The organism is Pseudomonas fluorescens (genome assembly GCF_001307155.1).
Classification (GTDB): Bacteria; Pseudomonadota; Gammaproteobacteria; order Pseudomonadales; family Pseudomonadaceae; genus Aquipseudomonas; species Aquipseudomonas helvetica.
Map to the genome: position 1 here is coordinate 2925197 of NZ_CP012830.1, position 23187 is coordinate 2948383.

The 23187-nt window shown below is 59.3% G+C and carries 20 protein-coding genes, 2 tRNA genes and 2 pseudogenes; 20 read left to right on the top strand and 4 right to left on the bottom strand.

What is annotated here, in order from left to right; genetic code table 11:
* Positions 1 to 67: 67 nt before the first annotated feature.
* Both AO353_RS13190 and AO353_RS13195 read right to left on the bottom strand, forming a co-directional pair.
* A tRNA-Leu gene (locus AO353_RS13190) sits at positions 68 to 154 on the bottom strand.
* A 165-nt stretch (positions 155 to 319) separates the two neighbouring features.
* Positions 320 to 406, bottom strand: a tRNA-Leu gene (locus AO353_RS13195).
* Between the two features lie 225 nt (positions 407 to 631).
* Here AO353_RS13195 and rnr point away from each other — a divergent pair.
* The 19 genes and pseudogenes from rnr (at position 632) to AO353_RS13290 (ending at position 21204) form a co-directional block, all read left to right on the top strand.
* Positions 632 to 3262, top strand: a complete 2631-nt coding sequence (gene rnr / locus AO353_RS13200) for a ribonuclease R (RefSeq protein ID WP_054595360.1) — start codon at positions 632 to 634, stop codon at positions 3260 to 3262.
* Complete coding sequence (gene rlmB, locus AO353_RS13205) at positions 3259 to 4026, top strand: 23S rRNA (guanosine(2251)-2'-O)-methyltransferase RlmB (protein WP_054595361.1); 768 nt, start codon at positions 3259 to 3261, stop codon at positions 4024 to 4026. Before rnr ends, rlmB begins: the two co-directional genes overlap by 4 nt.
* A gap of 226 nt (positions 4027 to 4252) precedes the next feature.
* A complete protein-coding gene (gene rpsF, locus AO353_RS13210; protein WP_054595362.1) occupies positions 4253 to 4675 on the top strand; it encodes a 30S ribosomal protein S6 in 423 nt (140 codons plus the stop codon).
* A 28-nt stretch (positions 4676 to 4703) separates the two neighbouring features.
* Positions 4704 to 4934, top strand: a complete 231-nt coding sequence (gene rpsR, locus AO353_RS13215) for a 30S ribosomal protein S18 (RefSeq protein ID WP_002551829.1) — start codon at positions 4704 to 4706, stop codon at positions 4932 to 4934.
* Positions 4935 to 4970: 36 nt separating this feature from the next.
* Positions 4971 to 5864 carry a hypothetical protein gene (locus AO353_RS13220; protein WP_054595363.1) on the top strand — a complete coding sequence of 298 codons (894 nt, stop codon included), beginning with the start codon at positions 4971 to 4973 and terminating at the stop codon, positions 5862 to 5864.
* A 19-nt stretch (positions 5865 to 5883) separates the two neighbouring features.
* Entirely contained in the window at positions 5884 to 6330 is a 447-nt protein-coding gene (gene rplI, locus AO353_RS13225; protein WP_008157007.1) for a 50S ribosomal protein L9, read from the top strand.
* 137 nt (positions 6331 to 6467) lie between these two features.
* Positions 6468 to 7865 (top strand): replicative DNA helicase, encoded by a 1398-nt coding sequence (gene dnaB, locus AO353_RS13230; RefSeq protein WP_019691515.1) that lies wholly within the window; start codon positions 6468 to 6470, stop codon positions 7863 to 7865.
* Between the two features lie 267 nt (positions 7866 to 8132).
* The gene (locus AO353_RS13235) at positions 8133 to 10436 is read left to right on the top strand and encodes a YgiQ family radical SAM protein (protein ID WP_054595364.1); all 2304 of its coding nucleotides are present in this window, start codon (positions 8133 to 8135) and stop codon (positions 10434 to 10436) included.
* Between the two features lie 202 nt (positions 10437 to 10638).
* Entirely contained in the window at positions 10639 to 11559 is a 921-nt protein-coding gene (locus AO353_RS13240) for a hypothetical protein (protein ID WP_054595365.1), read from the top strand.
* Entirely contained in the window at positions 11556 to 12008 is a 453-nt protein-coding gene (locus AO353_RS13245) for a hypothetical protein (RefSeq protein ID WP_054595366.1), read from the top strand. Before AO353_RS13240 ends, AO353_RS13245 begins: the two co-directional genes overlap by 4 nt.
* A gap of 191 nt (positions 12009 to 12199) precedes the next feature.
* Positions 12200 to 12328: pseudogene (locus tag AO353_RS31350) on the top strand (NAD synthetase); the annotation flags it as partial.
* Positions 12325 to 12780, top strand: coding sequence for a hypothetical protein (locus tag AO353_RS13255; RefSeq protein WP_173860755.1), 456 nt, complete (start codon positions 12325 to 12327; stop codon positions 12778 to 12780). The pseudogene AO353_RS31350 and the gene AO353_RS13255, both read left to right, overlap by 4 nt.
* The gene (locus tag AO353_RS13260) at positions 12777 to 13226 is read left to right on the top strand and encodes a hypothetical protein (RefSeq protein ID WP_054595369.1); all 450 of its coding nucleotides are present in this window, start codon (positions 12777 to 12779) and stop codon (positions 13224 to 13226) included. Before AO353_RS13255 ends, AO353_RS13260 begins: the two co-directional genes overlap by 4 nt.
* 256 nt (positions 13227 to 13482) lie before the next feature.
* Positions 13483 to 13590, top strand: a pseudogene (locus AO353_RS32135) (NAD synthetase); the annotation flags it as partial.
* A gap of 9 nt (positions 13591 to 13599) precedes the next feature.
* A complete protein-coding gene (locus AO353_RS13270) occupies positions 13600 to 13812 on the top strand; it encodes a hypothetical protein (RefSeq protein WP_173859973.1) in 213 nt (70 codons plus the stop codon).
* 1 nt (position 13813) lies between these two features.
* Entirely contained in the window at positions 13814 to 14263 is a 450-nt protein-coding gene (locus tag AO353_RS13275) for a hypothetical protein (protein ID WP_054595371.1), read from the top strand.
* A gap of 188 nt (positions 14264 to 14451) precedes the next feature.
* Positions 14452 to 17727, top strand: coding sequence for a DUF2126 domain-containing protein (locus AO353_RS13280; protein WP_054595372.1), 3276 nt, complete (start codon positions 14452 to 14454; stop codon positions 17725 to 17727).
* A gap of 88 nt (positions 17728 to 17815) precedes the next feature.
* Positions 17816 to 20302 (top strand): circularly permuted type 2 ATP-grasp protein, encoded by a 2487-nt coding sequence (locus AO353_RS13285; RefSeq protein WP_054595373.1) that lies wholly within the window; start codon positions 17816 to 17818, stop codon positions 20300 to 20302.
* A complete protein-coding gene (locus AO353_RS13290; RefSeq protein WP_054595374.1) occupies positions 20302 to 21204 on the top strand; it encodes a transglutaminase family protein in 903 nt (300 codons plus the stop codon). The genes AO353_RS13285 and AO353_RS13290 overlap by 1 nt, the downstream gene beginning before the upstream one ends.
* Positions 21205 to 21495: 291 nt before the next feature.
* Here the strand turns inward: AO353_RS13290 and AO353_RS13295 are convergent, their stop codons facing one another.
* Together AO353_RS13295 and AO353_RS13300 are read right to left on the bottom strand one after the other, a co-directional pair.
* Entirely contained in the window at positions 21496 to 21687 is a 192-nt protein-coding gene (locus tag AO353_RS13295) for a hypothetical protein (RefSeq protein ID WP_054595375.1), read from the bottom strand.
* Positions 21688 to 21755: 68 nt separating this feature from the next.
* Entirely contained in the window at positions 21756 to 22343 is a 588-nt protein-coding gene (locus AO353_RS13300; RefSeq protein WP_054595376.1) for a TIGR00730 family Rossman fold protein, read from the bottom strand.
* Positions 22344 to 22685: 342 nt separating this feature from the next.
* Between AO353_RS13300 and azu the strand changes: the two genes are divergently transcribed.
* A complete protein-coding gene (azu, locus tag AO353_RS13305; protein WP_054595377.1) occupies positions 22686 to 23132 on the top strand; it encodes an azurin in 447 nt (148 codons plus the stop codon).
* Positions 23133 to 23187 lie beyond the last annotated feature (55 nt).

The window sequence follows — 23187 nt, forward strand, 5'->3', positions numbered from 1 at the left end:
AGAAACGCAAAAACCCGCTTTCGCGGGTTTTTGTGAGATTCAAGATCGCTGACCTTGAACTTTGAATTGGTGCCCAGAAGAAGACTCGAACTTCCACGACCTTGCGGTCACCAGCACCTGAAGCTGGCGTGTCTACCAATTTCACCATCTGGGCAGTATCAGCAACGTTGCCGCTGTTGATGTGGCGCACTATACGGAGAGCGTTTTGATCTGTAAACCCCTGATTTAGTTTTAATAAATCAAATGGCTAGAATGCAAAAACCCGCTTTCGCGGGTTTTTGTGTGAGCCTTGAAATTGAACTAATCTCAAGCTCGAAATTGGTGCCCAGAAGAAGACTCGAACTTCCACGACCTTGCGGTCACCAGCACCTGAAGCTGGCGTGTCTACCAATTTCACCATCTGGGCAGTATCGAGATGCGTCTGCGTCGTCGATGGCGCGCACTATACGGAGCGTCCTTTTAACTGTAAACCCCTGAACTCAAAAAAACCTGGAAAATTTTACGAGCGGTGCTTGATGCTGTCTTTCCAGGCGGAGGAAGGGCCTTTTAGGGCCTCCAGGAGCCTGAAATTTCCCGTTTCATTACGCCTATGCCAAACTAACCCGCATATAGACAAGGTGAAAACTCTCTAATGGCCGATTGGCAGTCCCTCGATCCCGAGGCCGCTCGTGAAGCGGAAAAATATGAAAACCCTATTCCTAGCCGCGAACTGATCCTTCAGCACCTTGCTGATCGGGGTTCGCCTGCTAACCGCGAGCAACTGGTAGAAGAGTTTGGTCTGACCACAGAAGACCAGATCGAAGCCCTGCGCCGCCGCCTGCGCGCCATGGAGCGCGATGCTCAGCTTATTTACACTCGTCGCGGCACTTACGCGCCGGTAGACAAGCTCGACCTGATCCTGGGCCGCATCAGCGGTCACCGTGACGGCTTCGGTTTCCTGATCCCGGACGACGGCAGCGACGACCTGTTCATGAGCCCGGCGCAGATGCGTCTGGTGTTCGACGGCGACCGTGCGCTGGCACGGGTTTCCGGTCTGGACCGTCGTGGTCGCCGCGAAGGCGTGATCGTCGAAGTGGTCTCGCGTGCTCACGAGAGCATCGTCGGTCGTTACTTCGAGGAAGGCGGCATCGGCTTCGTGGTGGCCGACAACCCGAAGATCCAGCAGGAAGTGCTGGTCACCCCGGGTCGTAACGCCAACGCCAATATCGGCCAATTCGTTGAAGTAAAGATCACGCACTGGCCGACCCCACGCTTCCAGCCGCAAGGCGACGTGGTGGAAGTGGTCGGCAACTACATGGCGCCGGGCATGGAAATCGATATTGCCCTGCGGACCTACGACATTCCCCACGTCTGGCCGGAAGCGGTGCTTAAAGAAGCCGCCAAGCTCAAGCCGGAAGTCGAAGAGAAAGACAAAGAGAAGCGCATCGACCTGCGTCATCTGCCGTTCGTTACCATCGACGGCGAAGATGCTCGCGACTTCGATGACGCGGTCTACTGCGAAGCGAAACCGGGCAAGCTGCGGCTGTTCTCCGGTGGCTGGAAGTTGTACGTGGCGATTGCCGACGTTTCCAGCTACGTGAAGATCGGTTCGGCGCTGGATGCCGAGTCCCAGGTGCGCGGCAACTCTGTGTACTTCCCCGAGCGCGTAGTGCCGATGCTGCCTGAGCAGCTGTCCAACGGCCTGTGCTCGCTGAACCCGCATGTCGATCGCCTGGCCATGGTTTGCGAGATGACTATCTCCAAAACCGGTGAGATGACCGACTACTGCTTCTACGAAGCGGTGATTCACTCCCACGCTCGCCTGACCTACAACAAGGTCAGCGCAATGCTGGAACAACCGAAAACCACCGAAGCTCGTCAGCTTCGTGGCGAATACACCGACGTGGTGCCGCACCTCAAGCAGCTCTACTCGCTGTACAAGGTGTTGCTGGCAGCCCGTCACGTGCGTGGCGCAATCGATTTCGAAACGCAGGAAACCCGAATCATCTTCGGTTCCGAGCGCAAGATTGCCGAAATCCGTCCGACTGTGCGCAACGACGCGCACAAGCTGATCGAGGAATGCATGCTGGCGGCCAACGTGGCCACCGCCGAGTTCCTGAAAAAACACGAAATCCCTGCGCTCTACCGGGTTCACGATGGTCCGCCACCGGAGCGTCTGGAAAAACTCCGCGCCTTCCTCGGCGAGCTTGGCCTGTCCCTGCACAAAGGCAAGGACGGCCCGTCGCCGAAGGATTACCAGGCGTTGCTGGCCGGGATCAAGGATCGTCCGGATTTCCACCTGATCCAGACCGTCATGCTGCGCTCGTTGAGCCAGGCGGTGTACAGCGCCGATAACCAGGGCCACTTCGGCCTGAATTACGAAGCCTATACCCACTTCACCTCGCCGATTCGTCGTTACCCGGACTTGCTCACGCACCGGGCGATTCGCAGTGTCATCCACTCCAAGCAAGACACGCCACACGTGCGTCGTGCCGGGGCGATGACCATTCCGAAAGCGCGCATTTATCCGTACGACGAAGCGGCGCTGGAGCAGCTCGGCGAGCAGTGCTCGATGAGCGAGCGTCGTGCCGACGAAGCAACCCGCGACGTGGTGAACTGGCTCAAGTGCGAGTTCATGAAAGATCGCGTGGGCGAGTCGTTCCCGGGTGTGATTACCGCGGTGACCGGTTTTGGCCTGTTCGTCGAGCTGACCGATATCTACGTCGAAGGTCTGGTCCACGTGACCGCTTTGCCGGGCGACTACTACCACTTCGACCCTGTGCATCACCGCCTGGCCGGTGAGCGTACCGGTCGCAGCTTCCGCCTCGGCGATACCGTTGAAGTGCGCGTGATGCGGGTTGACCTGGACGAGCGCAAGATCGACTTCGAGATGGCTGAAAAAACCATCAGCGCGCCGATTGGCCGCAAGAAGCGTGGTGCAGAGACCTCGGCGCCTGCCGCCAAGACGGCTGCTGAACCGGCACCGGCCAAAACCGGTCGTCGTGGTCCGGCGAAGGAAAAAGCGGTCGAGGCTTATCGCCCGAGCGATGCCGCAGCGAAAAACGCCGAAGTACGTAAAAGTCGTGAAATGAAACAGGCGTTGCTGGCCGAAGCGAAGAGCGGCGGTAAAGCGGCGTCTGGGGGAAAGACCGGGCGGTCGGCGCCTGAAAAGGCCTCCGGCGGTAAACCAGCCAAACCAAGTAAACACCGTAAAGGCCCGCCAAAAGCGGGCTCGGCTCCAGCCAAAAGCGGCGGGGCGCGTAAACCTAAGGCCAAGTCATGAGTCAGTTGGAAAAAATCTACGGCGTGCATGCCGTAGAAGCGTTGTTGCGTCACCACCCGAAACGCGTCAAGCAGATCTGGCTGGCCGAAGGCCGCAGTGATCCGCGCGTTCAGACGCTGATCGAACTGGCCAGCGAAAACCGCGTTGCGGTCGGCCAGGCCGAGCGTCGTGAGCTCGATGCCTGGGTTGAAGGCGTGCACCAGGGCGTGGTGGCAGAGGTAAGTCCAAGCCAGGTCTGGGGCGAGGCAATGCTCGACGAGCTGCTCGACCGTACCGAAGGTGCGCCGCTGCTGCTGGTGCTCGACGGCGTGACCGATCCGCATAACCTCGGTGCTTGCCTGCGTTCTGCCGACGCGGCGGGTGCCTTGGCGGTGATCGTTCCGAAAGACAAGTCAGCCACCCTGACTCCGACTGTGCGTAAAGTCGCCTGTGGTGCCGCGGAAGTGATTCCGTTGGTGGCCGTGACCAACCTGGCGCGCACCCTGGAAAAGCTCAAGCAACGCGGCTTGTGGGTTGTCGGCACGGCGGGGGAGGCTGAGCAGGATCTGTATCAGCAAGACCTGACCGGCCCGACCATCCTGATCATGGGCGCAGAAGGTAGCGGAATGCGTCGCCTGACGCGTGATCTTTGCGACTATCTGGTGCGTTTGCCAATGGCCGGCAGCGTCAGCAGCCTCAACGTTTCCGTGGCTACCGGCGTGTGCCTGTTCGAAGCCCTGCGCCAGCGCGGCGTCAAAGCCGCCGCGACCGCCAAGAAGTCCTGAGCCAGGTGCAATGATCATTCCCACGCTCTGCGTGGGAATGATCATGCTGTGGTGATTGTTCAAATAATCACCAATTGCCTTGCGCCGCTTCTGTCCCTTCTCTACAATTGCGCCCCTTGCTGTGACGGCAGGCACGCATGTGTCCATCGCCGGCAAGTCCATAAGTGTCATTCACTCCTTGTCTGACCGCTTTTGAGCGGCAGGCTACAACCCGTAAGGAGCATTCATGCGTCATTACGAAATCATCTTTTTGGTCCACCCGGATCAAAGCGAGCAAGTCGGCGGCATGGTTGAGCGTTACACCAAGCTGATCGAAGAAGACGGCGGCAAAATCCACCGTCTGGAAGATTGGGGCCGTCGTCAACTGGCCTACGCAATCAACAATGTTCACAAGGCTCACTACGTGATGCTGAACGTTGAGTGCACTGGCAAGGCCCTGGCCGAGCTGGAAGACAACTTCCGCTACAACGATGCAGTGATCCGTAACCTGGTCATCCGTCGCGAAGAAGCCGTTACCGGCCAATCCGAGATGCTCAAGGCTGAAGAAAACCGCAGTGAGCGCCGTGAGCGTCGCGACCGTCCTGAGCACGAAGGCGCTGAAAGCGTTGACAGTGATGACAGCGACAACAGCGATAACGCTGACGAGTAATCCACGGACCTTTTGAGGAGCCTATTACATGGCACGTTTCTTCCGTCGTCGTAAATTCTGCCGCTTCACCGCTGAAGACGTGAAAGAGATCGATTACAAAGATCTCAACACTCTGAAAGCTTACGTATCCGAGACCGGCAAAATCGTTCCAAGCCGCATCACCGGTACCAAAGCTCGTTATCAGCGTCAGCTGGCCACCGCTATCAAGCGCGCCCGCTTCCTGGCCCTGCTGGCCTACACCGACAGCCACGGCCGCTGAGACCGGGCAGTCGACACGTAGCAAAGGATTGAATGCATGCGCGCCATAGCTGAGTTCATCATGCGCGGTCGTATGCAGGCCACTCTCGTAGTGGCTGGATGCGCGGCATTGCCGTTGTTGTACTGGTTGGGTGCTGCCGCAGGGAGCCTTGTGCTGCTGCGGCGCGGATTGAAGGACGCCCTTGGCGTTCTTGCTCTGGGAATACTGCCGGCATTGATCTGGTGGCTGTATTCCGATGATCCACGCGCACTCATGGTGTTGCTGGGGTCTTCGGGCCTTGCGTTGGTTTTGCGCGCAAGTGAGTCCTGGAACCGCGTGCTGCTGGTCAGCATAGCGATGGGATTGGTGTTTTCAGTGGTGCTGGGCGCGGCTTACCGCCCCCAGATCGAGATGCTGTCGCAGGAACTGGTAAAGATCCTGCCGCTGGCCCTCGGTGACCTCTACCAGCAATTGTCGGTAGAGGAGCGAGCACGTCTCGCCGCCCTGATTGCCCCGGTCCTGACCGGCCTGATAGCGGCCTTGTTGCAAATCGTCAGTGTGCTGAGCCTGATTGTTGGGCGCTACTGGCAGGCGTTGTTGTACAACCCCGGTGGTTTTGGTCGCGAGTTTCGCGCCATCCGAATCCCGCTGGGGCCGGCGATGTTGCTGCTGGCGTGCATGCTTCTGGGGCCGAACTTCGGTTCCCAGCTGGCCATGTTGACGCCGTTGTGCAGCGTACCGCTGGTGTTCGCCGGGCTGGCCCTGATTCATGGGCTGGTGGCTGAAAAGCGACTGGCCAGGTTTTGGCTGGTGGGGTTGTACGTAACGCTGTTGCTGTTTATGCAGCTGATCTATCCGTTGCTGGTGGTCCTGGCCATTGTCGACAGCCTGATTGATTTTCGCGGTCGATTGACGCCGAAAGACGTCGATAGCGCGAACGGTGAAGGTTAAAAGTTAAGAGGATTTTCACATGCAACTGATCCTTCTGGAAAAAGTCACCAACCTGGGCAACCTGGGTGACAAAGTGAACGTTAAGGCTGGTTACGGTCGTAACTACCTGCTGCCTTACGGCAAAGCTACCGCTGCGACCGCTGCCAACCTGGCTGCGTTCGAAGAGCGTCGCGCTGAGCTGGAAAAAGCCGCAGCAGACCGTAAAACTTCGGCTGAAAACCGCGCTGCCCAACTGGCTGAGCTGGAAGTGACTATCACTGCCACCGCCGGTGACGAAGGCAAGCTGTTCGGTTCGATCGGTACCCACGACATCGCTGATGCACTGACCGCCTCTGGCGTTGAAGTTGCAAAAAGCGAAGTTCGTCTGCCGAACGGCACCATCCGCAACGTAGGCGAATTCGACGTAGCCGTGCACCTGCACGCTGAAGTTGAAGCCACCGTACGCGTTGTCGTGGTAGCAGCTTAAGAAGTACTTGTCGGCTGGCACCCTTGGGTGCTTGCCGGTAACATCGGGCACGATCCTGTTTACAGGTCGTGCCCTTTGTCTTTCTGCAGTTCCTGATTTTTTACAACCCCTGCTTTTCCTAAAGAACCCAAGTGGCCATGAACGATATCTCCGCTCCTGAGCAATACGATCTGCAAACCGCCGCGCTGAAAGTGCCGCCGCATTCCATCGAGGCCGAACAGGCCGTGCTCGGTGGTCTGATGCTGGACAACAACGCCTGGGAGCGCGTGCTTGATCAGGTCTCGGACGGTGATTTCTATCGACATGACCACCGCCTGATCTTCCGTGCGATCGCCAAGCTGGCCGATCAGAACTCGCCGATCGACGTCGTGACCCTTGCCGAGCAATTGGACAAGGAAGGTCAGACCTCGCAAGTCGGCGGTCTCGGTTATCTGGGCGAACTGGCAAAAAACACGCCGTCGGTCGCCAACATCAAGGCCTATGCCCAGATCGTTCGTGAGCGAGCGACCTTGCGCCAACTGATCGGCATCAGCACCGAAATCGCCGACAGCGCCTTCAACCCGGAAGGCCGCACCGCCGCCGAGATTCTCGACGAAGCCGAACGGCAGATCTTCCAGATCGCCGAAGCGCGCCCGAAAACCGGTGGCCCGGTAAGCGTCAATGACCTGTTGACCAAGGCCATCGACCGCATCGACACCTTGTTCAACACCGACAACGCCATCACCGGCCTGTCGACCGGTTACACCGACCTCGACGAGAAGACCAGCGGCCTGCAACCGTCTGACCTGATCATCGTCGCCGGCCGTCCATCGATGGGTAAAACCACCTTTGCGATGAACCTGGTGGAGAACGCCGTGTTGCGCAGCGAGAAGGCCGTATTGGTTTATTCGCTCGAGATGCCAGGCGAATCGCTGATCATGCGTATGTTGTCTTCGCTGGGTCGGATCGACCAGACCAAGGTCCGGGCCGGTCGCCTGGAAGATGACGATTGGCCGCGCCTGACCTCGGCGGTCAACCTGCTCAACGATCGCAAGCTGTTCATCGACGATACCGCCGGCATCAGCCCGTCGGAAATGCGTGCGCGGACCCGTCGTCTGGTGCGCGAACACGGTGAGATCGGTCTGATCATGATCGACTACTTGCAACTGATGCAGATCCCGGGTTCCAGCGGTGACAACCGGACCAACGAGATTTCCGAGATCTCCCGTTCCTTGAAAGCCCTGGCCAAGGAGTTCAACTGTCCGGTAGTGGCGCTGTCCCAGCTCAACCGTTCCCTCGAGCAGCGGCCGAACAAACGTCCAGTGAACTCCGACTTGCGGGAATCTGGAGCGATCGAGCAGGACGCCGACGTCATCATGTTCGTGTACCGGGACGAGGTGTATCACCCGGAGACCGAGCATAAAGGCATCGCCGAGATCATCATCGGTAAACAGCGGAACGGCCCGATCGGCTTTATCCGCCTGGCCTTCATCGGCAAATACACCCGATTCGAAAACCTCGCGCCGGGCAGCTATAACTTCGACGATGATGAGTAACCTGAGCAGCGACTTTGTGGCGAGGGAGCTTGCTCCCGCTGGGCAGCGAAGCGGCCCCCATAGTTTATCTGTGATACCGCAAGTTCAGGATTTACGACTGCTTCGCAGCCGAACGGGAGCAAGCTCCCTCGCCACAAGAGCGGTGTCATGCCTCAGGAGCTTGTTGCGAATCCGGCTCTGCAATTTCCGACCATAGCCGTCGGAATTGGTTAAATTTTGTGCTATATTCCGCGCCCGCGATTTTTCATCTCAACACCGGTCATCGTCATGCAAACAGCCAAGCCGTTATTTGACTATCCCAAGTACTGGGCCGAATGTTTCGGTCCAGCGCCATTCCTGCCAATGAGCAGGGAGGAGATGGATCAGCTTGGCTGGGATTCCTGCGACATCATCATCGTCACCGGTGATGCGTACGTTGACCACCCGTCGTTTGGCATGGCGATCATCGGCCGGCTGCTGGAGTCCCAGGGCTTTCGCGTCGGGATCATTGCCCAGCCAAACTGGCAGTCCAAAGACGACTTCATGAAGCTCGGCGAGCCGAACCTGTTTTTCGGTGTCGCGGCCGGCAACATGGACTCGATGATCAACCGCTACACCGCCGACAAGAAAATCCGTTCCGATGACGCCTACACCCCTGGTGGCCTGGCGGGCAAACGTCCGGATCGCGCCAGCCTGGTTTACAGCCAGCGCTGCAAGGAAGCCTACAAGAACGTGCCGATCGTTCTCGGTGGCATCGAGGCTTCCCTGCGCCGCATCGCGCACTACGATTACTGGCAGGACCGGGTGCGCAACTCGATCCTGATCGACGCCTGCGCCGACATCCTCCTGTACGGCAACGCCGAGCGGGCGATCGTTGAGGTTGCCCAGCGTCTGTCCTACGGTCACAAGATCGAAGACATCACCGATGTGCGCGGCACCGCGTTCATCCGTCGTGATACGCCGCAAGGCTGGTACGAAGTCGACTCCACGCGCATCGACCGTCCGGGCAAGATCGACAAGATCATCAACCCGTACGTCAACACCCAGGACACCCAGGCTTGCGCCATCGAGCAGGAAAAGGGTCCGGTTGAGGATCCGAGCGAAGCCAAGGTCGTACAGATCCTGGCCAGCCCGAAAATGACCCGCGACAAGACCGTGATCCGTCTGCCGTCGGTAGAAAAGGTTCGTAACGACGCCGTTCTGTACGCCCACGCCAACCGCGTGCTGCATCTGGAAACCAACCCGGGCAACGCCCGCGCGCTGGTTCAGAAGCACGGCGAAGTCGATGTCTGGTTCAACCCGCCACCGATTCCGATGACCACCGAAGAAATGGACTACGTGTTCGGCATGCCTTACGCACGTGTTCCGCACCCGGCGTATGGCAAGGAGAAGATCCCGGCCTACGACATGATCCGCTTCTCGGTGAACATCATGCGCGGCTGCTTCGGCGGCTGTACTTTCTGCTCGATTACCGAGCACGAAGGCCGGATCATCCAGAACCGTTCCGAAGAGTCGATCATTCGCGAAATCGAAGAGATCCGCGACAAAGTCCCAGGCTTTACCGGCGTGATCTCCGACCTCGGTGGCCCGACCGCGAACATGTACCGCATTGCCTGCAAGAGCCCGGAAATCGAATCCGCGTGCCGCAAGCCGTCGTGCGTGTTCCCCGGCATTTGCCCGAACCTCAACACCGATCACTCGTCGCTGATCCAGTTGTACCGCAGCGCTCGCGCCTTGCCGGGTGTGAAGAAGATCCTGATCGCCTCCGGCCTGCGTTACGACCTCGCGGTCGAGTCGCCGGAATACGTCAAAGAGCTGGTGACCCACCACGTCGGCGGTTACCTGAAGATCGCCCCGGAACATACCGAGGAAGGTCCGCTCAACCAGATGATGAAGCCGGGCATCGGCAGCTATGACAAGTTCAAGCGGATGTTCGAGAAGTACTCCAAGGAGGCCGGGAAAGAGCAGTACCTGATTCCGTACTTCATCGCCGCCCACCCGGGCACCACCGACGAAGACATGATGAACCTGGCCCTGTGGCTCAAGGGCAACGGTTTCCGTGCGGATCAGGTGCAGGCGTTCTACCCGTCGCCGATGGCCACCGCCACCGCCATGTATCACTCTGGCAAGAACCCGCTGCGCAAGGTCACTTACAAGAGTGACGCGGTGACCATCGTCAAGAGCGAAGAGCAGCGTCGCCTGCACAAGGCGTTCTTGCGTTATCACGACCCGAAAGGCTGGCCAATGCTGCGTGAAGCGCTGACCCGCATGGGCCGCGCCGACCTGATCGGGCCAGGCAAGAACCAGCTGATCCCGCTGCACCAGCCGGCCACCGACAGTTACCAGAGCGCCCGTCGCAAGAACTCGACGCCAGCCGGTAGCCATAAAGTGGCTGGCGAAAAGACCACCAAGATCCTCACGCAGCACACCGGCTTGCCGCCGCGTGCCAGCGATGGCGGTAACCCGTGGGACAAGCGTGAACAGGCCAAGGCCGCGGCGTTCGCCCGCAACCAACAGGCCGCGAAGGAACGCAAGGACGCCGCCAAAGGCAAAGGGCCAAAACCTGCGCGCAAGCCAGTCGTGCCGCGTTGATCGCAGCCTAGCAAGCAAAACGCCAGCCTCGTGCTGGCGTTTTGCTTTCTAGGCGCTGGAGAACCTGTTTGTTAAGGTGGCACCCATTAATTGCCATCGCAGGCAAGCCAGCTCCCACAGGGGAATGCATTCCAGAGGTGAGAGCCTGGCTTGCCCGCGATGAGGCCGGCATGGCCACTATCTACTTCAAGGACGAACACCCATGAGCAACCCCCTGCTCGGCATCGGCATGGACTCCAACCGCTCCCAGTTCATGGCGCGCCAGCGCATCGAGAGTGAACTCAACCTGCCGCGCCTGTTCGCGGCCATCGATGCCGACCCCGGCATTGTCGGCGCGGGTGTCGTGTATATCGACGCCGACTTTAACGTGATCACTCTGCGTGAATTCAAGCCCATCTGTAGCATTACGCCCAAGCGCGTAATTCTGCGGGAGGCGCAGAAGTACATTGCCCCCACGCAATTTGCTGAACATGTGGTAAGTAATCCACGTGAGTCCCGCCTGATTGGCGAGGCAATGAATACCGGTATTTCGTGTTTAGGTGCTGTCCTCAGTTGGGCTGCGATTGCCAGCGGAACCATTTTGGTTCCCTTCAGTGCTGGCGCGAGCTCCGTCATTGTTGTGGTCGGGTACGCCGCTGCTGGAGCAAGCGGACTCCAGTGTTTCAATGGTATTACTCGAACAGTTCTTGAGGTCGCCAGGCCCGAGGGAAATGATTGGCTCGACAGCGAGGCGTGGTATCAGAATGCCTCAACTGTTTTGGACGCAGTATCGCTAGTTGGAGTAGGAGCATCCGCCCTGACGACGATCAAACTCGTCAATGTCGCTAAGGCGGCCACAGGTAAGAGCCTGCGTGAGGTGCTTCGTGGGTTGAATCGCCAGGAAAGAGCGAAGCTCACAAAAGAACTGTTGACCATCAATGACCCCCGCCTGACATCGAAGATGCTCAAGCTCAAGCAATTGTCGGGCGAGCTGCCCAAGCGTTTTACCCCGACTCAACTTAAGCACAGCACCAAGACCCAAATTAAAGATGCCTTAGGCGCAACGGCGGGCTTTGGTGGGAGTGCTTATACGGGCAACGTAAAAACCATCGCATTGGGGTTGTATGAGGAAGTCGGCGAATGAGCGAGCTGATGACGCTTCGTGATTTTTTCAGGCACTACTTCCTTACTTTTATCGGTGGTGTATTTGCGGCCTATTTTTCCTTGGGCTTCGCTACCGCGCTTTCCTTTGCGACCTATTTTCGTGATGCTCCTCTCGCTGGAGGTTTGGGCTTTTCAATCATGCTTGCCGGAGCGTTTCTGACCCTGTTAACGGTCCACAGCAATTTCATGGTTTTGCGGGGGCGACCGTCTTGGGTGTGGGTAACCGTGGGTATTTACTTCGCGTGCTTTTTGTTTGTGCTTCCAATGATTCAATACAAACTCCACGCCGTTCTTTATGGCCTTGCTTTGGTTTTTCCGCTGTTTGGCCTATTGATACTCAACAGTGCCGTTCAGCGAGATATGCGTATTAAACTCGTGGAAATCCGCCATCTTCGGCAGGCATTAAAAGCCCAGCATAAAAACCGATAGGTACCACGGCTCGTCATCTGGGTGCTTTCACCACCCACCCCTTCAAGTCTAAACATACAAGCCGGGCTTGCCCGCAATGAGGCCGGTATGACCACCCTCCATTTCAAGGAAGAACACCCATGAGCAGCCCCCTGCTCGTCATCGGCATGGACTCCAACCGCTCCCGGTTCATGGCGCGCCAGCGCATCGAGAGTGAAATCAACCACGCCACTGTGACGCAAATCCGGGATTCTCTCGGTGCGGCCATTGGTATTTTCGGGAGCGCTTTGTCGGGGAACATTCGTACCGTCGCGGTAGGTTTGTATGAGGAGCTTGAGTGATGGAGCGCCAAGGTTCGTTGAGCGCTTTTTTGGCTCAGTATTTCCCTACGTTCATCTGTGCATTCTTTCTCGCCTGCTTTTCCCTTTCCGCGGCCATCTCATTGGCCTCGAGTACCTATTTTCGCGGTGATCCAGAGCGTGCGCGTTATTCTTTTCTGGCGGCGGTTGGGCTGGGGCTGCTCTTGGCGTTCAGCCATTTCGTCATGATCAGAGGGCGCACTTGGGGAAGTTGGGCCATTGTCGCTTTCTACGCTGTGTGCTTTCTGACAGTCCTGCCTACCTACGGCTACCGGCCGCATATGGCGGCTTATGTAACTGGCCTGCTGTTTCCCTTGCTCGGGATGTTGTTGCTGAATAGTCAGCGCCATCGCGAAATGCGCCGTCAACTCGTGATGATTCGCAAAAAGCGCCAGGCTGCCCTTGCCGACCGCAAGCCCCGGAAAATGAAATGAACGATTTTCCTCCATTGACGCGCTATCTCGCCCGCTACTTCCCGGTCTTCATGGGCGCGATATTTGCCTCCGTCTTCACCCTGGTCTTTGCGGTCCCGTTGTTTTTCGAAAGCTATTTTCAGAACCTTTCCATGGCCGACAGTGCCAAGTACACCTTCCTGGGTGGCATCGCGCTCACCCTGGTCATCGTGCACTGTAATTTTATGATCGCGCGGGGGCGTCCGAATTGGGTCAGGCCGCTGGTGGCGCTATTGGCCATTTGTTTTCTCGGTGTATTGCCCGCCATCGCATATGGGCCGCACCCTCTGATTTATGCCGTGACTTTGCTGTTTCCGCTGCTGGCGTTACTGCTGCTCAACAGCAAACGCCACCGCGAAATGCGCCAGAAGTTGCTCGAAGTGCGCCGTCTGCGCGAAGCCGTGATTGCCAAGCACAACGCCCGTTGACTGGATAGATTGCCGCCGCGTGCCAGCGGTGGAGAACTTGTTTGTTAAGGTGGCGCCCATTAATTGCCATCGCAGGCAAGCCAGCTCCCACAGGGGAATGCATTCCAGATGTGGGAGCCGGGCTTGCCCGCGATGAGGCCGGCATGACCACCCTCCACTTCAAGGAAGAACACCCATGAGCAGCCCCCTGCTCGGCATCGGCATGGACTCCAACCACTCCCAGTTCATGGCGCGCCAGCGCATCGAGAGTGAAATCAACCACGCCACGGTGACACAAGTCCGGGATTCTCTCGGTGCGGCCATTGGCTTTTTCGGGAGCGCTTTGTCGGGGAACATTCGTACCGTCGCGGTAGGTTTGTATTGAGGAGCTTGAATGATGGAGCGCCAAGGTTCGTTGAGCGCTTTTTTGGCTCAGTATTTCCCTACGTTCATCTGTGCATTCTTTCTCGCCTGCTTTTCCCTTTTCGCGGCCATCTCATTGGCCTCGAGTACCTATTTTCGCGGTGATCCAGAGCGTGCGCGTTATTCTTTTCTGGCGGCGGTTGGGCTGGGGCTGCCCTTGCCGACCGCAAGCCCCGGAGAATGAAATGAACGATTTTCCTCCATTGACGCGCTATCTCACCCGCTATTTCCCGGTGTTCATGGGGACAATATTCATGGCGATTTTTTCCGGGTCGTCTGCTGTTTCCCTGGCGGGTGTGACATATTTGCGCGGCGTTGATCCAGAGCTCAAATCCAGCTACTCCGGGCTTGCCATACTGGTGCTGGTTGCAGTGATAGTGTTTGGCAACGTGATGATTGCGCGCGGACGCCCGTGGGCCACTGCCCTGGTGGCGGGTTACCTGGGATGTTGCCTGCTGTTCGTATTGCCGATGATTCAGTACCACCTCCACGTGCTGGTCTATGGCTCGGCAGTGCTCTTCCCGTTATTGGGATTGTTGTTGCTCAACAGCAAACGCCACCGCGAAATGCGCCAGAAGCTGCTCGAAGTGCGGCATCTGCGCGAAGCCGTGATTGCCAAGCGCAACGCCCGTTGACTGGATAGATTCACGACCCACCCTCACACCCTCGCCACAAATATGTGCAACCCTCGCACCACGGCACCCACCTTGGCGCCGCTTTGGTGCTGCACTGCACCGGGTCTTACGATAAAGCGCAATGACCGCCGCTCTGGCATAAGTCTTGCGCGCTTTCCGTTACGCTCAAGGCTCGCAGGAGGCACGCCATGTCGATTCATGTCGCATTGCACCATGTCACGCATTACCGCTATGACCGCGCTGTCGAGCTCGGTCCGCAGATCGTTCGCTTGCGCCCGGCGGCCCATAGCCGTACGCGGATTCTTTCCTATGCATTGAAAGTGTCGCCAGAGCAGCACTTCATCAATTGGCAGCAAGACCCCCAGGGCAATTACCTGGCGCGGTTGGTGTTCCCGGAGAAAACCACGGAGCTGCGGATCGAAGTCGATCTGCTGGCCGAGATGGCGGTGTTCAATCCGTTCGACTTCTTCCTTGAGCCCTACGCGGAAAAAATTCCTTTCGCTTATGCCGCAGACGAACAGCGTGAGCTGGCGCCGTACCTGGAAACCCTGCCGCTGACGCCGGCGTTCAAGGCCTACCTTGACGGCATCGACCGCACGCCGCTGCCCGCCGTGGATTTTCTGGTGGCGCTCAACCAGCGCCTGAGCGAAGACATCGGCTACCTGATCCGCATGGAACCGGGCGTGCAAACCCCGGAATACACCTTGGAACACGCATCGGGCTCTTGCCGCGATTCGGCCTGGTTACTGGTGCAACTGCTGCGCAACCTCGGGCTGGCGGCGCGATTCGTTTCCGGTTACCTGATCCAGCTCACCGCAGACGTCAAAAGCCTCGACGGTCCTTCCGGCACCGAGGTCGACTTCACCGACCTGCACGCCTGGTGTGAGGTTTATCTGCCCGGCGCCGGATGGATCGGCCTGGACGCTACTTCCGGGCTGTTTGCCGGCGAAGGGCATATTCCGTTGGCCTGTAGCCCTGATCCGTCCTCGGCGGCGCCGATCAGTGGCCTGGTCGAACCGTGCGCGTGTGAATTCAGCCACGAAATGTCGGTCGAGCGGATTTGGGAGGCCCCACGCGTTACCAAACCCTACACCGAAGACCAGTGGCTGGCGATCCAGGCGCTGGGCCGGCAGATCGATGCCGACCTGCAAGAAGGCGACGTGCGCCTGACCATGGGCGGCGAGCCGACGTTTGTTTCCATCGACGACCCGGACGGTGCCGAGTGGAACACCGCCGCGCTCGGGCCAGACAAGCGCCGACTGTCCGCCGAGCTGTTCCAGCGCATGCGCAAGCATTACGGACCCAAGGGCCTGGTGCACTTTAGTCAGGGCAAGTGGTACCCCGGCGAGCAACTGCCGCGTTGGTCGTTGAACTGCTACTGGCGGCGAGACGGGGTGCCGATCTGGAACAACAGCGCGCTGATTGCCGATGAGCAGCAAGACTACGGCGCCGATGGCAAGTTGGCCGGGCGTTTTCTGGCGAGTGTCGCCGAGCGTTTGAAACTGCCTGCGCGCTTTGTGTTTCCGGCCTACGAAGACAACCTCTACTACCTCTGGCGCGAAGGTGCGTTGCCGGTCAACGTCAGCGCTGAAGACTCACGGCTGAGCGACGAACTCGAGCGCGCGCGCCTGCACAAGGTCTTCAGCCAAGGTCTGGACAAGGTGATTGGCCAGGTACTGCCGCTGGCGCGCACGGCCAAGGGCGATCAATGGCAGAGCGGTCGCTGGTACCTGCGTGACAGTCATTGCCGACTGGTGCCGGGAGATTCACCACTGGGCTATCGCTTGCCGCTGGCTTCGCAACCGTGGGTGACGGCGGCAGAGTATCCGTTCGTGCACCCGGTCGATCCGAATCAGGATTTGCCGGAGCTGCCCGACGCCGCCAGTTTGCAGGCCCATGGCGAGCCGGCCACCATCGATGAGCGCACACCGAAAGTCGACCAGTCCGCCGATTGGCTGACCCGCACCGCGCTCTGCGCCGAGGCTCGGGAAGGGCGGTTGTACCTGTTCATGCCGCCACTGGAACGCGTCGAGGATTACCTCGAACTGGTCAGCACCATCGAAGCCACCGCCGAAGAACTGCATTGCCCGGTGTTGCTGGAAGGTTATGAACCGCCGAGCGATCCACGTCTGAGCAACTTCCGCATTACTCCGGATCCCGGCGTCATCGAAGTCAACGTGCAGCCGTCCGCCAGTTGGGACGAGCTGGTGGAGCGCACCGAATTCCTCTACGAAGAGGCGCGCCAGACCCGGCTGACCACCGAGAAATTCATGATCGACGGTCGGCACACCGGCACGGGCGGCGGTAACCATTTTGTCCTCGGTGGTGCGACGCCGGCCGACTCACCGTTTCTGCGGCGTCCGGATCTGTTGCGCAGTCTGATCAGTTACTGGCATAACCACCCGTCGCTGTCCTACCTGTTTTCCGGTCTTTTCATCGGCCCGACTTCCCAGGCCCCGCGGGTGGACGAAGCGCGCAACGATGCGTTGTACGAGCTGGAAATCGCCTTCGCGCAGATGCCGAAACCCGGCGAAGAGTGCGCGCCATGGCTGGTGGACCGCTTGCTGCGCAACCTGCTGATCGACGTCACGGGCAACACCCACCGTGCCGAGTTCTGCATCGATAAACTCTATTCGCCGGATGGCGCCACCGGGCGCCTCGGTCTGCTGGAACTGCGCGCCTTCGAAATGCCGCCCCACGCACGCATGAGCCTGGCTCAGCAACTGTTGCTGCGGGCGCTGGTGGCGCGGTTCTGGCGCGAGCCGTATGCGCCGGCCAAGCTGGCGCGGTGGGGCACCGAGTTGCACGACCGTTTCCTGTTGCCGCACTTTATCGAGCAGGACTTCGCCGATGTGATCGTCGACCTCAACGCCGCCGGCTATGCGCTGCGCGCCGAGTGGTTTGCGGCGCATCTGGAATTCCGCTTTCCCAAGGTCGGCGATTACGCGGTCAGCGGCATCGAGCTGGAACTGCGGCAAGCGCTGGAACCGTGGCATGTGCTGGGGGAGGAGGGCTCGGCTGGCGGCACGGTGCGTTATGTCGACTCGTCGCTGGAGCGTTTGCAGGTCAAGCTCACAGGCCTGGCACCGCAGCGTTATGTGCTGACCTGCAACGGCATTCCGGTACCGCTGCAACCGACCGGGCGGGTCGGCGAGTTTGTCGCGGGCGTGCGGTTTCGCGCCTGGCAACCGGCGAACTGCCTGCAACCGACCATCCCGGTGCACGCGCCGCTGGTGTTCGACCTGCTCGACACCTGGATGCAACGCTCGCTGGGCGGTTGTCAGTACCACGTCGCCCACCCGGGCGGGCGCAACTATGACAGCCTGCCGGTAAACGCCAATGAGGCCGAGAGCCGGCGGATGGCGCGGTTCTTCCGTCTCGGCCACAGCCCGGGAACCTTGCCGGTGCCAACGCTGGCCCTTAACGACGAGCTGCCGATGACGCTCGATTTGCGACGCTTCTGAATCAGACACGACGTCCGGATTTTTCGTCTATCCGGGCGTCAAAGGTCTGCGTTAATCTGACTTTTCATTGCTGGCTGCCGAGCTTTCCATGCCTGACCTGCTTGACCGTTACCCGTTTACGCCGGGCACCTATCACGAGTTGCTCGACGATAGCGGCGCCGTGCGCCCGCACTGGCGACGGCTGTTCGATCAGTTGCAACGCAGCACGCCCGCGCAACTGCTGCAGCGGCAAGCCTTGCTGGCACGACAGATTCAGGAAAACGGCGTCACCTACAATGTTTACGCCGACCCCAAAGGCGCTGATCGTCCATGGGAACTGGACCTGCTGCCCCATGTGATGGCGGCTGATGAGTGGCAGCAATTGTCCGCCGGGATCGCCCAGCGTGCGCGTTTGCTCAACGCGGTACTGGCGGATTTGTATGGTCCGCAGCGCTTGATTGCCGAAGGCCTGCTGCCGGCAGAACTGGTGTTCGGTCATAACAATTTCCTCTGGCCCTGTCAGGGCATTCAGCCGCCGGACGGGGCTTTTCTGCATCTGTACGCAGTAGATTTGGCGCGCACGCCCGATGGGCGCTGGTGGGTGACGGCGGATCGGACTCAAGCGCCGTCCGGTGCCGGTTACGCGCTGGAAAACCGCACCATCGTGTCGCGGGCCTTTCCGGAGTTGTACCGTGATTTGCAGGTGCAGCATTTGGCCGGGTTCTTCCGTACCTTGCAGGAAACCCTCGCACGTCAGGCACCGAGTGCCGATGAAGTGCCGCTGGTGGTGTTGCTGACGCCGGGACGATTCAACGAGAGCTATTTCGAACACCTGTATCTGGCTCGCCAACTGGGTTATCCATTGGTTGAGGGCGGTGACCTGACCGTACGCGATGCCACGGTCTACCTGAAAACCCTCAGCGGCCTGCGTCGGGTTCACGCGATCATGCGTCGGCTCGACGATGATTTCTGCGATCCGCTGGAGTTGCGCACCGACTCGGCGCTTGGTGTGCCGGGCCTGCTTGACGCGGTTCGACAGGGGCGGGTGCTGGTGGCCAATGCCTTGGGCAGTGGCGTACTGGAGTCGCCGGGGCTGTTGGGCTTTTTGCCGAAGATCAATCAATTCCTGTTCGGCGAAGAACTGATCCTGCCGTCCATTGCCACCTGGTGGTGCGGCGAGCCTCCGGTGTTGGCGCAGGCCCTGGAGAAAATGCCTGAACTGCTGATCAAACCGGCGTTCCCCTCGCAGAGCTTTGCCTCGGTATTGGGCCGTGACTTGAGTGAAAAACAGCGCCAGGATCTCTCTGAGCGCATGCAGGCACGGCCTTATGCCTATGTGGCGCAAGAACTGGCGCAGCTGTCGCAGGCGCCAATCTGGCAAGCCGAAGACGGCCAGTTGCAGCACCGGGCGATTGGCATGCGCGTTTACGCAGTGGCCAGTCAAGACGGCTATCGGGTGCTGCCCGGCGGCTTGACCCGGGTTGCGGCGGAACCTGATGCCGAGGTGGTGTCGATGCAGCGCGGCGGCGCAAGCAAGGACACCTGGGTGTTGGGTGAGCGAGCGCCGATCGGCGAGCAATGGAAAACCCAGCGAACCCTCGGTGTGCATGATCTGGTGCGACGCGATCCCTACCTGCCGTCGCGGGTGGTCGAAAACCTGTTCTGGTTCGGCCGCTATTGCGAGCGCTGCGACGACAGTGCGCGGCTGCTGCGGATCATGCTCACGCGTTACGTCGACGGCGACGATCCGCAAGCCTTGCAGGCCGCGGTCGATCTCGGTGAAAGCCTGTTGTTATTGCCCGACGAAGGTGAATTGCCTGAGCGATTGCTGACGGCACTGTGCGGTGATGACTGGGCCTTCAGCCTGCGCTCCAACCTGCAACGCTTGCAGTGGGCAGCCTCCCAGGTGCGCGGCAAACTCTCGCGAGAGAACTGGCAGGCGTTGGTGGAGTTGCAGCGCGATGCCATGGAGCTGGAAACCGAAGAGCCGGATTTTGGCGAGCGGCTGGATTTCCTCAACCGCCTGGTCATGTCGCTCGCGGCGCTGTCGGGCTTTGCGCTGGACGACATGACCCGCGATGAAGGCTGGCGCTTTTTGATGATCGGGCGGCGGATCGAGCGATTGCAGTTTCTTGGCAGCAGCCTGGCCGCGTTCCTGCGCGGCGCCGGGGCTTTCGATCAAGCCGGGCTGGAATGGCTGCTGGAGCTGGGCAACAGCAGCATCACCTACCGCTCCCGCTACCTGGCGGTGGCGCAATTGATTCCGGTGCTCGATGTGTTGCTGCTCGATGAGCAGAATCCTCACGGCGTATTGTTCCAGTTGAAACTGGTGGCCCGGACCCTCAAACGCCTGAACGATGATTTTGGTCTACCGCGCGATCTGGCGTTGCCTTCGTTGGTCGAGCGTCTGGCGCGATTCGATCTCGGTTGCCTGGAGAACGGGTTGTTCGGCGAAGCCAGCGTCCGCGCAGCCCTCAGTGGATTGGCGGATCTGCTGCAAGAAATCGCCGATGTCAGCAATCAGGTGTCTGATCGTCTCGCGTTGCGGCACTTCGCCCATGTCGATGATGTCAGCCAGCGCACGGTGTCCGTCTGATGAGCGCCCGTTACCAGATTCTCCACGACACCCATTATCACTATGACAGCCCGGTCTCGCTGGCCCAGCAACTCGCTCATTTGTGGCCACGGCATTGCGCCTGGCAGCGTTGCATCGATCAGCAATTGCAGATCAGCCCGGAGCCGACTTCGCGCCGCGATGAGCTGGACGTGTTTGGCAATCCGCTGACCCGGCTGGCGTTTGAAAGGCCTCACGACGAACTGCTGGTCAATGCCCGGCTGACCGTCGAAGTGCTGGCCCGGCCGGTGCACGATTTCAATCAATCGCCGGCCTGGGACATGACCCGTAGCGCGTTGACCTACAGCAGTCAGCCGATTGCGCCGCAGCTAATGGATGCGTGCCGCTATCGGTTTGAGTCGCCGTATGTGCACTTGAAGAGCAGCTTCGTCGAGTTCTCCGAAAGCTGTTTTGCGCTGGGCCGTCCATTGATGCTCGGCGTTCAGGCGTTGATGGAAAAAATCTTCAGCGAGTTCACCTTTGACGCCGAGGCAACTCAGGTCGCGACGCCACTGGTGGAAGTGCTGGAACGTCGGCGCGGGGTCTGTCAGGACTTTGCGCACCTGATGCTCGCCTGCCTGCGTTCCCGCGGATTGGCGGCGCGTTACGTCAGTGGTTACCTGCTGACCCAGCCACCACCGGGCCAGCCCCGATTGATCGGCGCCGACGCATCTCATGCCTGGGTTTCGGTGTTCTGTCCGGTGCTGGGCTGGGTTGATTTCGACCCGACCAACAACGTGCAACCGGCGCTGGAGCACATCACGCTGGCCTGGGGCCGGGATTTCTCCGATGTCTCGCCATTGCGTGGGGTGATTCTGGGCGGCGGCAGCCATGATCCGGAAGTGCAGGTAACCGTGATGCCATTGGATGAACGCGGTTCTTGAATGCGCAGGTTTCCTGTGGTGAGGGAGCTTGCTCCCGTTGGGCCGCGCAGCGGACCCAAAACCTGCACGCGCGGCGTATCAGGTAAAACGCATTCGCTGGTTTTACGGCTGCTGTGCAGCCGAGCGGGAGCAAGCTCCCTCGCCACAGGTTCTCAGACGACCAATGTCGGGTGGGTTGTGCTTTGGGGATTTGTGCAAATCGATTGTGGAGGCTGTGAGGGTCGGCAGCATGACTGCCGACCCTGGACACAGATCCGGTGGGTTTGATCAGAACATCAAACCCTGTGGGTCTCAGGCGTCGGGCGCCTGATCTTTCGGTGCTTCAACAGCGTCATCAGCAACCACTTCACCTTCTGCATCGGGGTTCAGTGCGCCGGTTTCTTCATCGGCGGCAGCTTTCTTGCGTTGCAACTTTTCCTCTTTCTTCTGCTCTTTGGCCAAGTCTCTTTGACGTTTGGCGAAGGAGTAATTAGGTTTAGCCATGGGCGATCCTCTGGGGTCGAAGGTGAGGTTGAGCGGCGCGTATTCTGCCTTTAAACGGGGGTCAGGGGTTAGCTGGGTTTTTGCCCGGCCCATTTTGGTGCTACCACCGGTTGCCAGGCATCCAGCGCATCCAGCAGATCCTGCGGCGATTCGCTCATTTGCAGCATGTCACGGTGATGCTCGCGAACGAAGCCTTCGCCGACGACATGATCAAGAAATGCAGTGAGTTTGCTGTAAAAGCCGTTCACTTCCAGCAGTCCCAGCGGTTTGCCGTGGTAACCGAGCTGGCCCCAGGTCCAGACTTCGAACAGCTCTTCAAAGGTGCCGAGGCCGCCCGGCAGAGCGATAAACGCGTCACTCAGCTCGGCCATGCGCGCCTTGCGTGCATGCATGCCGTCGACCACTTCCAGACGCGTCAGGCCGGTGTGGCCGATTTCCGAGTTCTTCAGGCTTTCGGGGATGATCCCGATCACTTCGCCACCCGCCGCCAGTGCCGCATCGGCCACGATACCCATCAAGCCGACAGCACCACCGCCATACACCAGCGTCAGCTTGCGCCGGGCCAGCGCCTGGCCGAGGGCGATCGCCGCTTGCCGATACGCCGGGTCAGTGCCGGTGCTGGCGCCGCAAAATACACAAACAGACGCTAAAGACATGCCTTACTCCATGGTCAGTGATGACCCCAGAGTAATGGCAGACCTTGGGTGTTCCAAGGGCTATTCCTCGCAGCGAGGCCTTTCATAGGTACCGCTGGCGCCACAGGCGTAGGCGGCGAGCAAACTGCACAACAGGCTATTGAAGGACATGACAGGCGCTCCAGAGTGGGATGACAAACCGATCATAGGTGCGCGCCAGAGGTCTGGCCGGTTAATTGTTTCGATCAATGTCATAGCCCGAAAGTTGTATACAATTCTTGATTCAGGTCATAGGCACTTGCAGAAATTTCAGGCAGTCTTTATGCCCTACGGATTTTGTTAACCCTGCCTTGGAGATTCACCATGTTTGCCAAACTCGTTGCGGTATCCCTGCTGACACTGGCCAGCAGCCAATTGATGGCTGCAGAGTGCAAGGTCGATGTCGACTCCACCGATCAGATGTCCTTCAACACCAAGGAAATCACCATCGACAAGAGCTGCAAGACCTTCACCGTCAACCTGACCCACTCCGGCAGCTTGCCGAAGAACGTCATGGGCCATAACTGGGTGCTGAGCAAAACCGCAGACATGGCTGGCATCACTACCGATGGCATGGCCGCCGGCATCGACAAGAACTACCTGAAAGAAGGTGACACTCGCGTCATCGCCCACACCAAAATCATCGGTGCCGGCGAGAAAGACTCGGTGACCTTCGATGTATCGAAGCTGACCGCTGGCGAAAGCTATCAGTTTTTCTGCTCGTTCCCGGGCCACAACTCGATGATGAAAGGCGCTGTCGTCCTGAAGTAATCAGGCAGGCCCAGCCGTCATGAAAAACGCCCCTCCGGGGCGTTTTTTCGTTTAT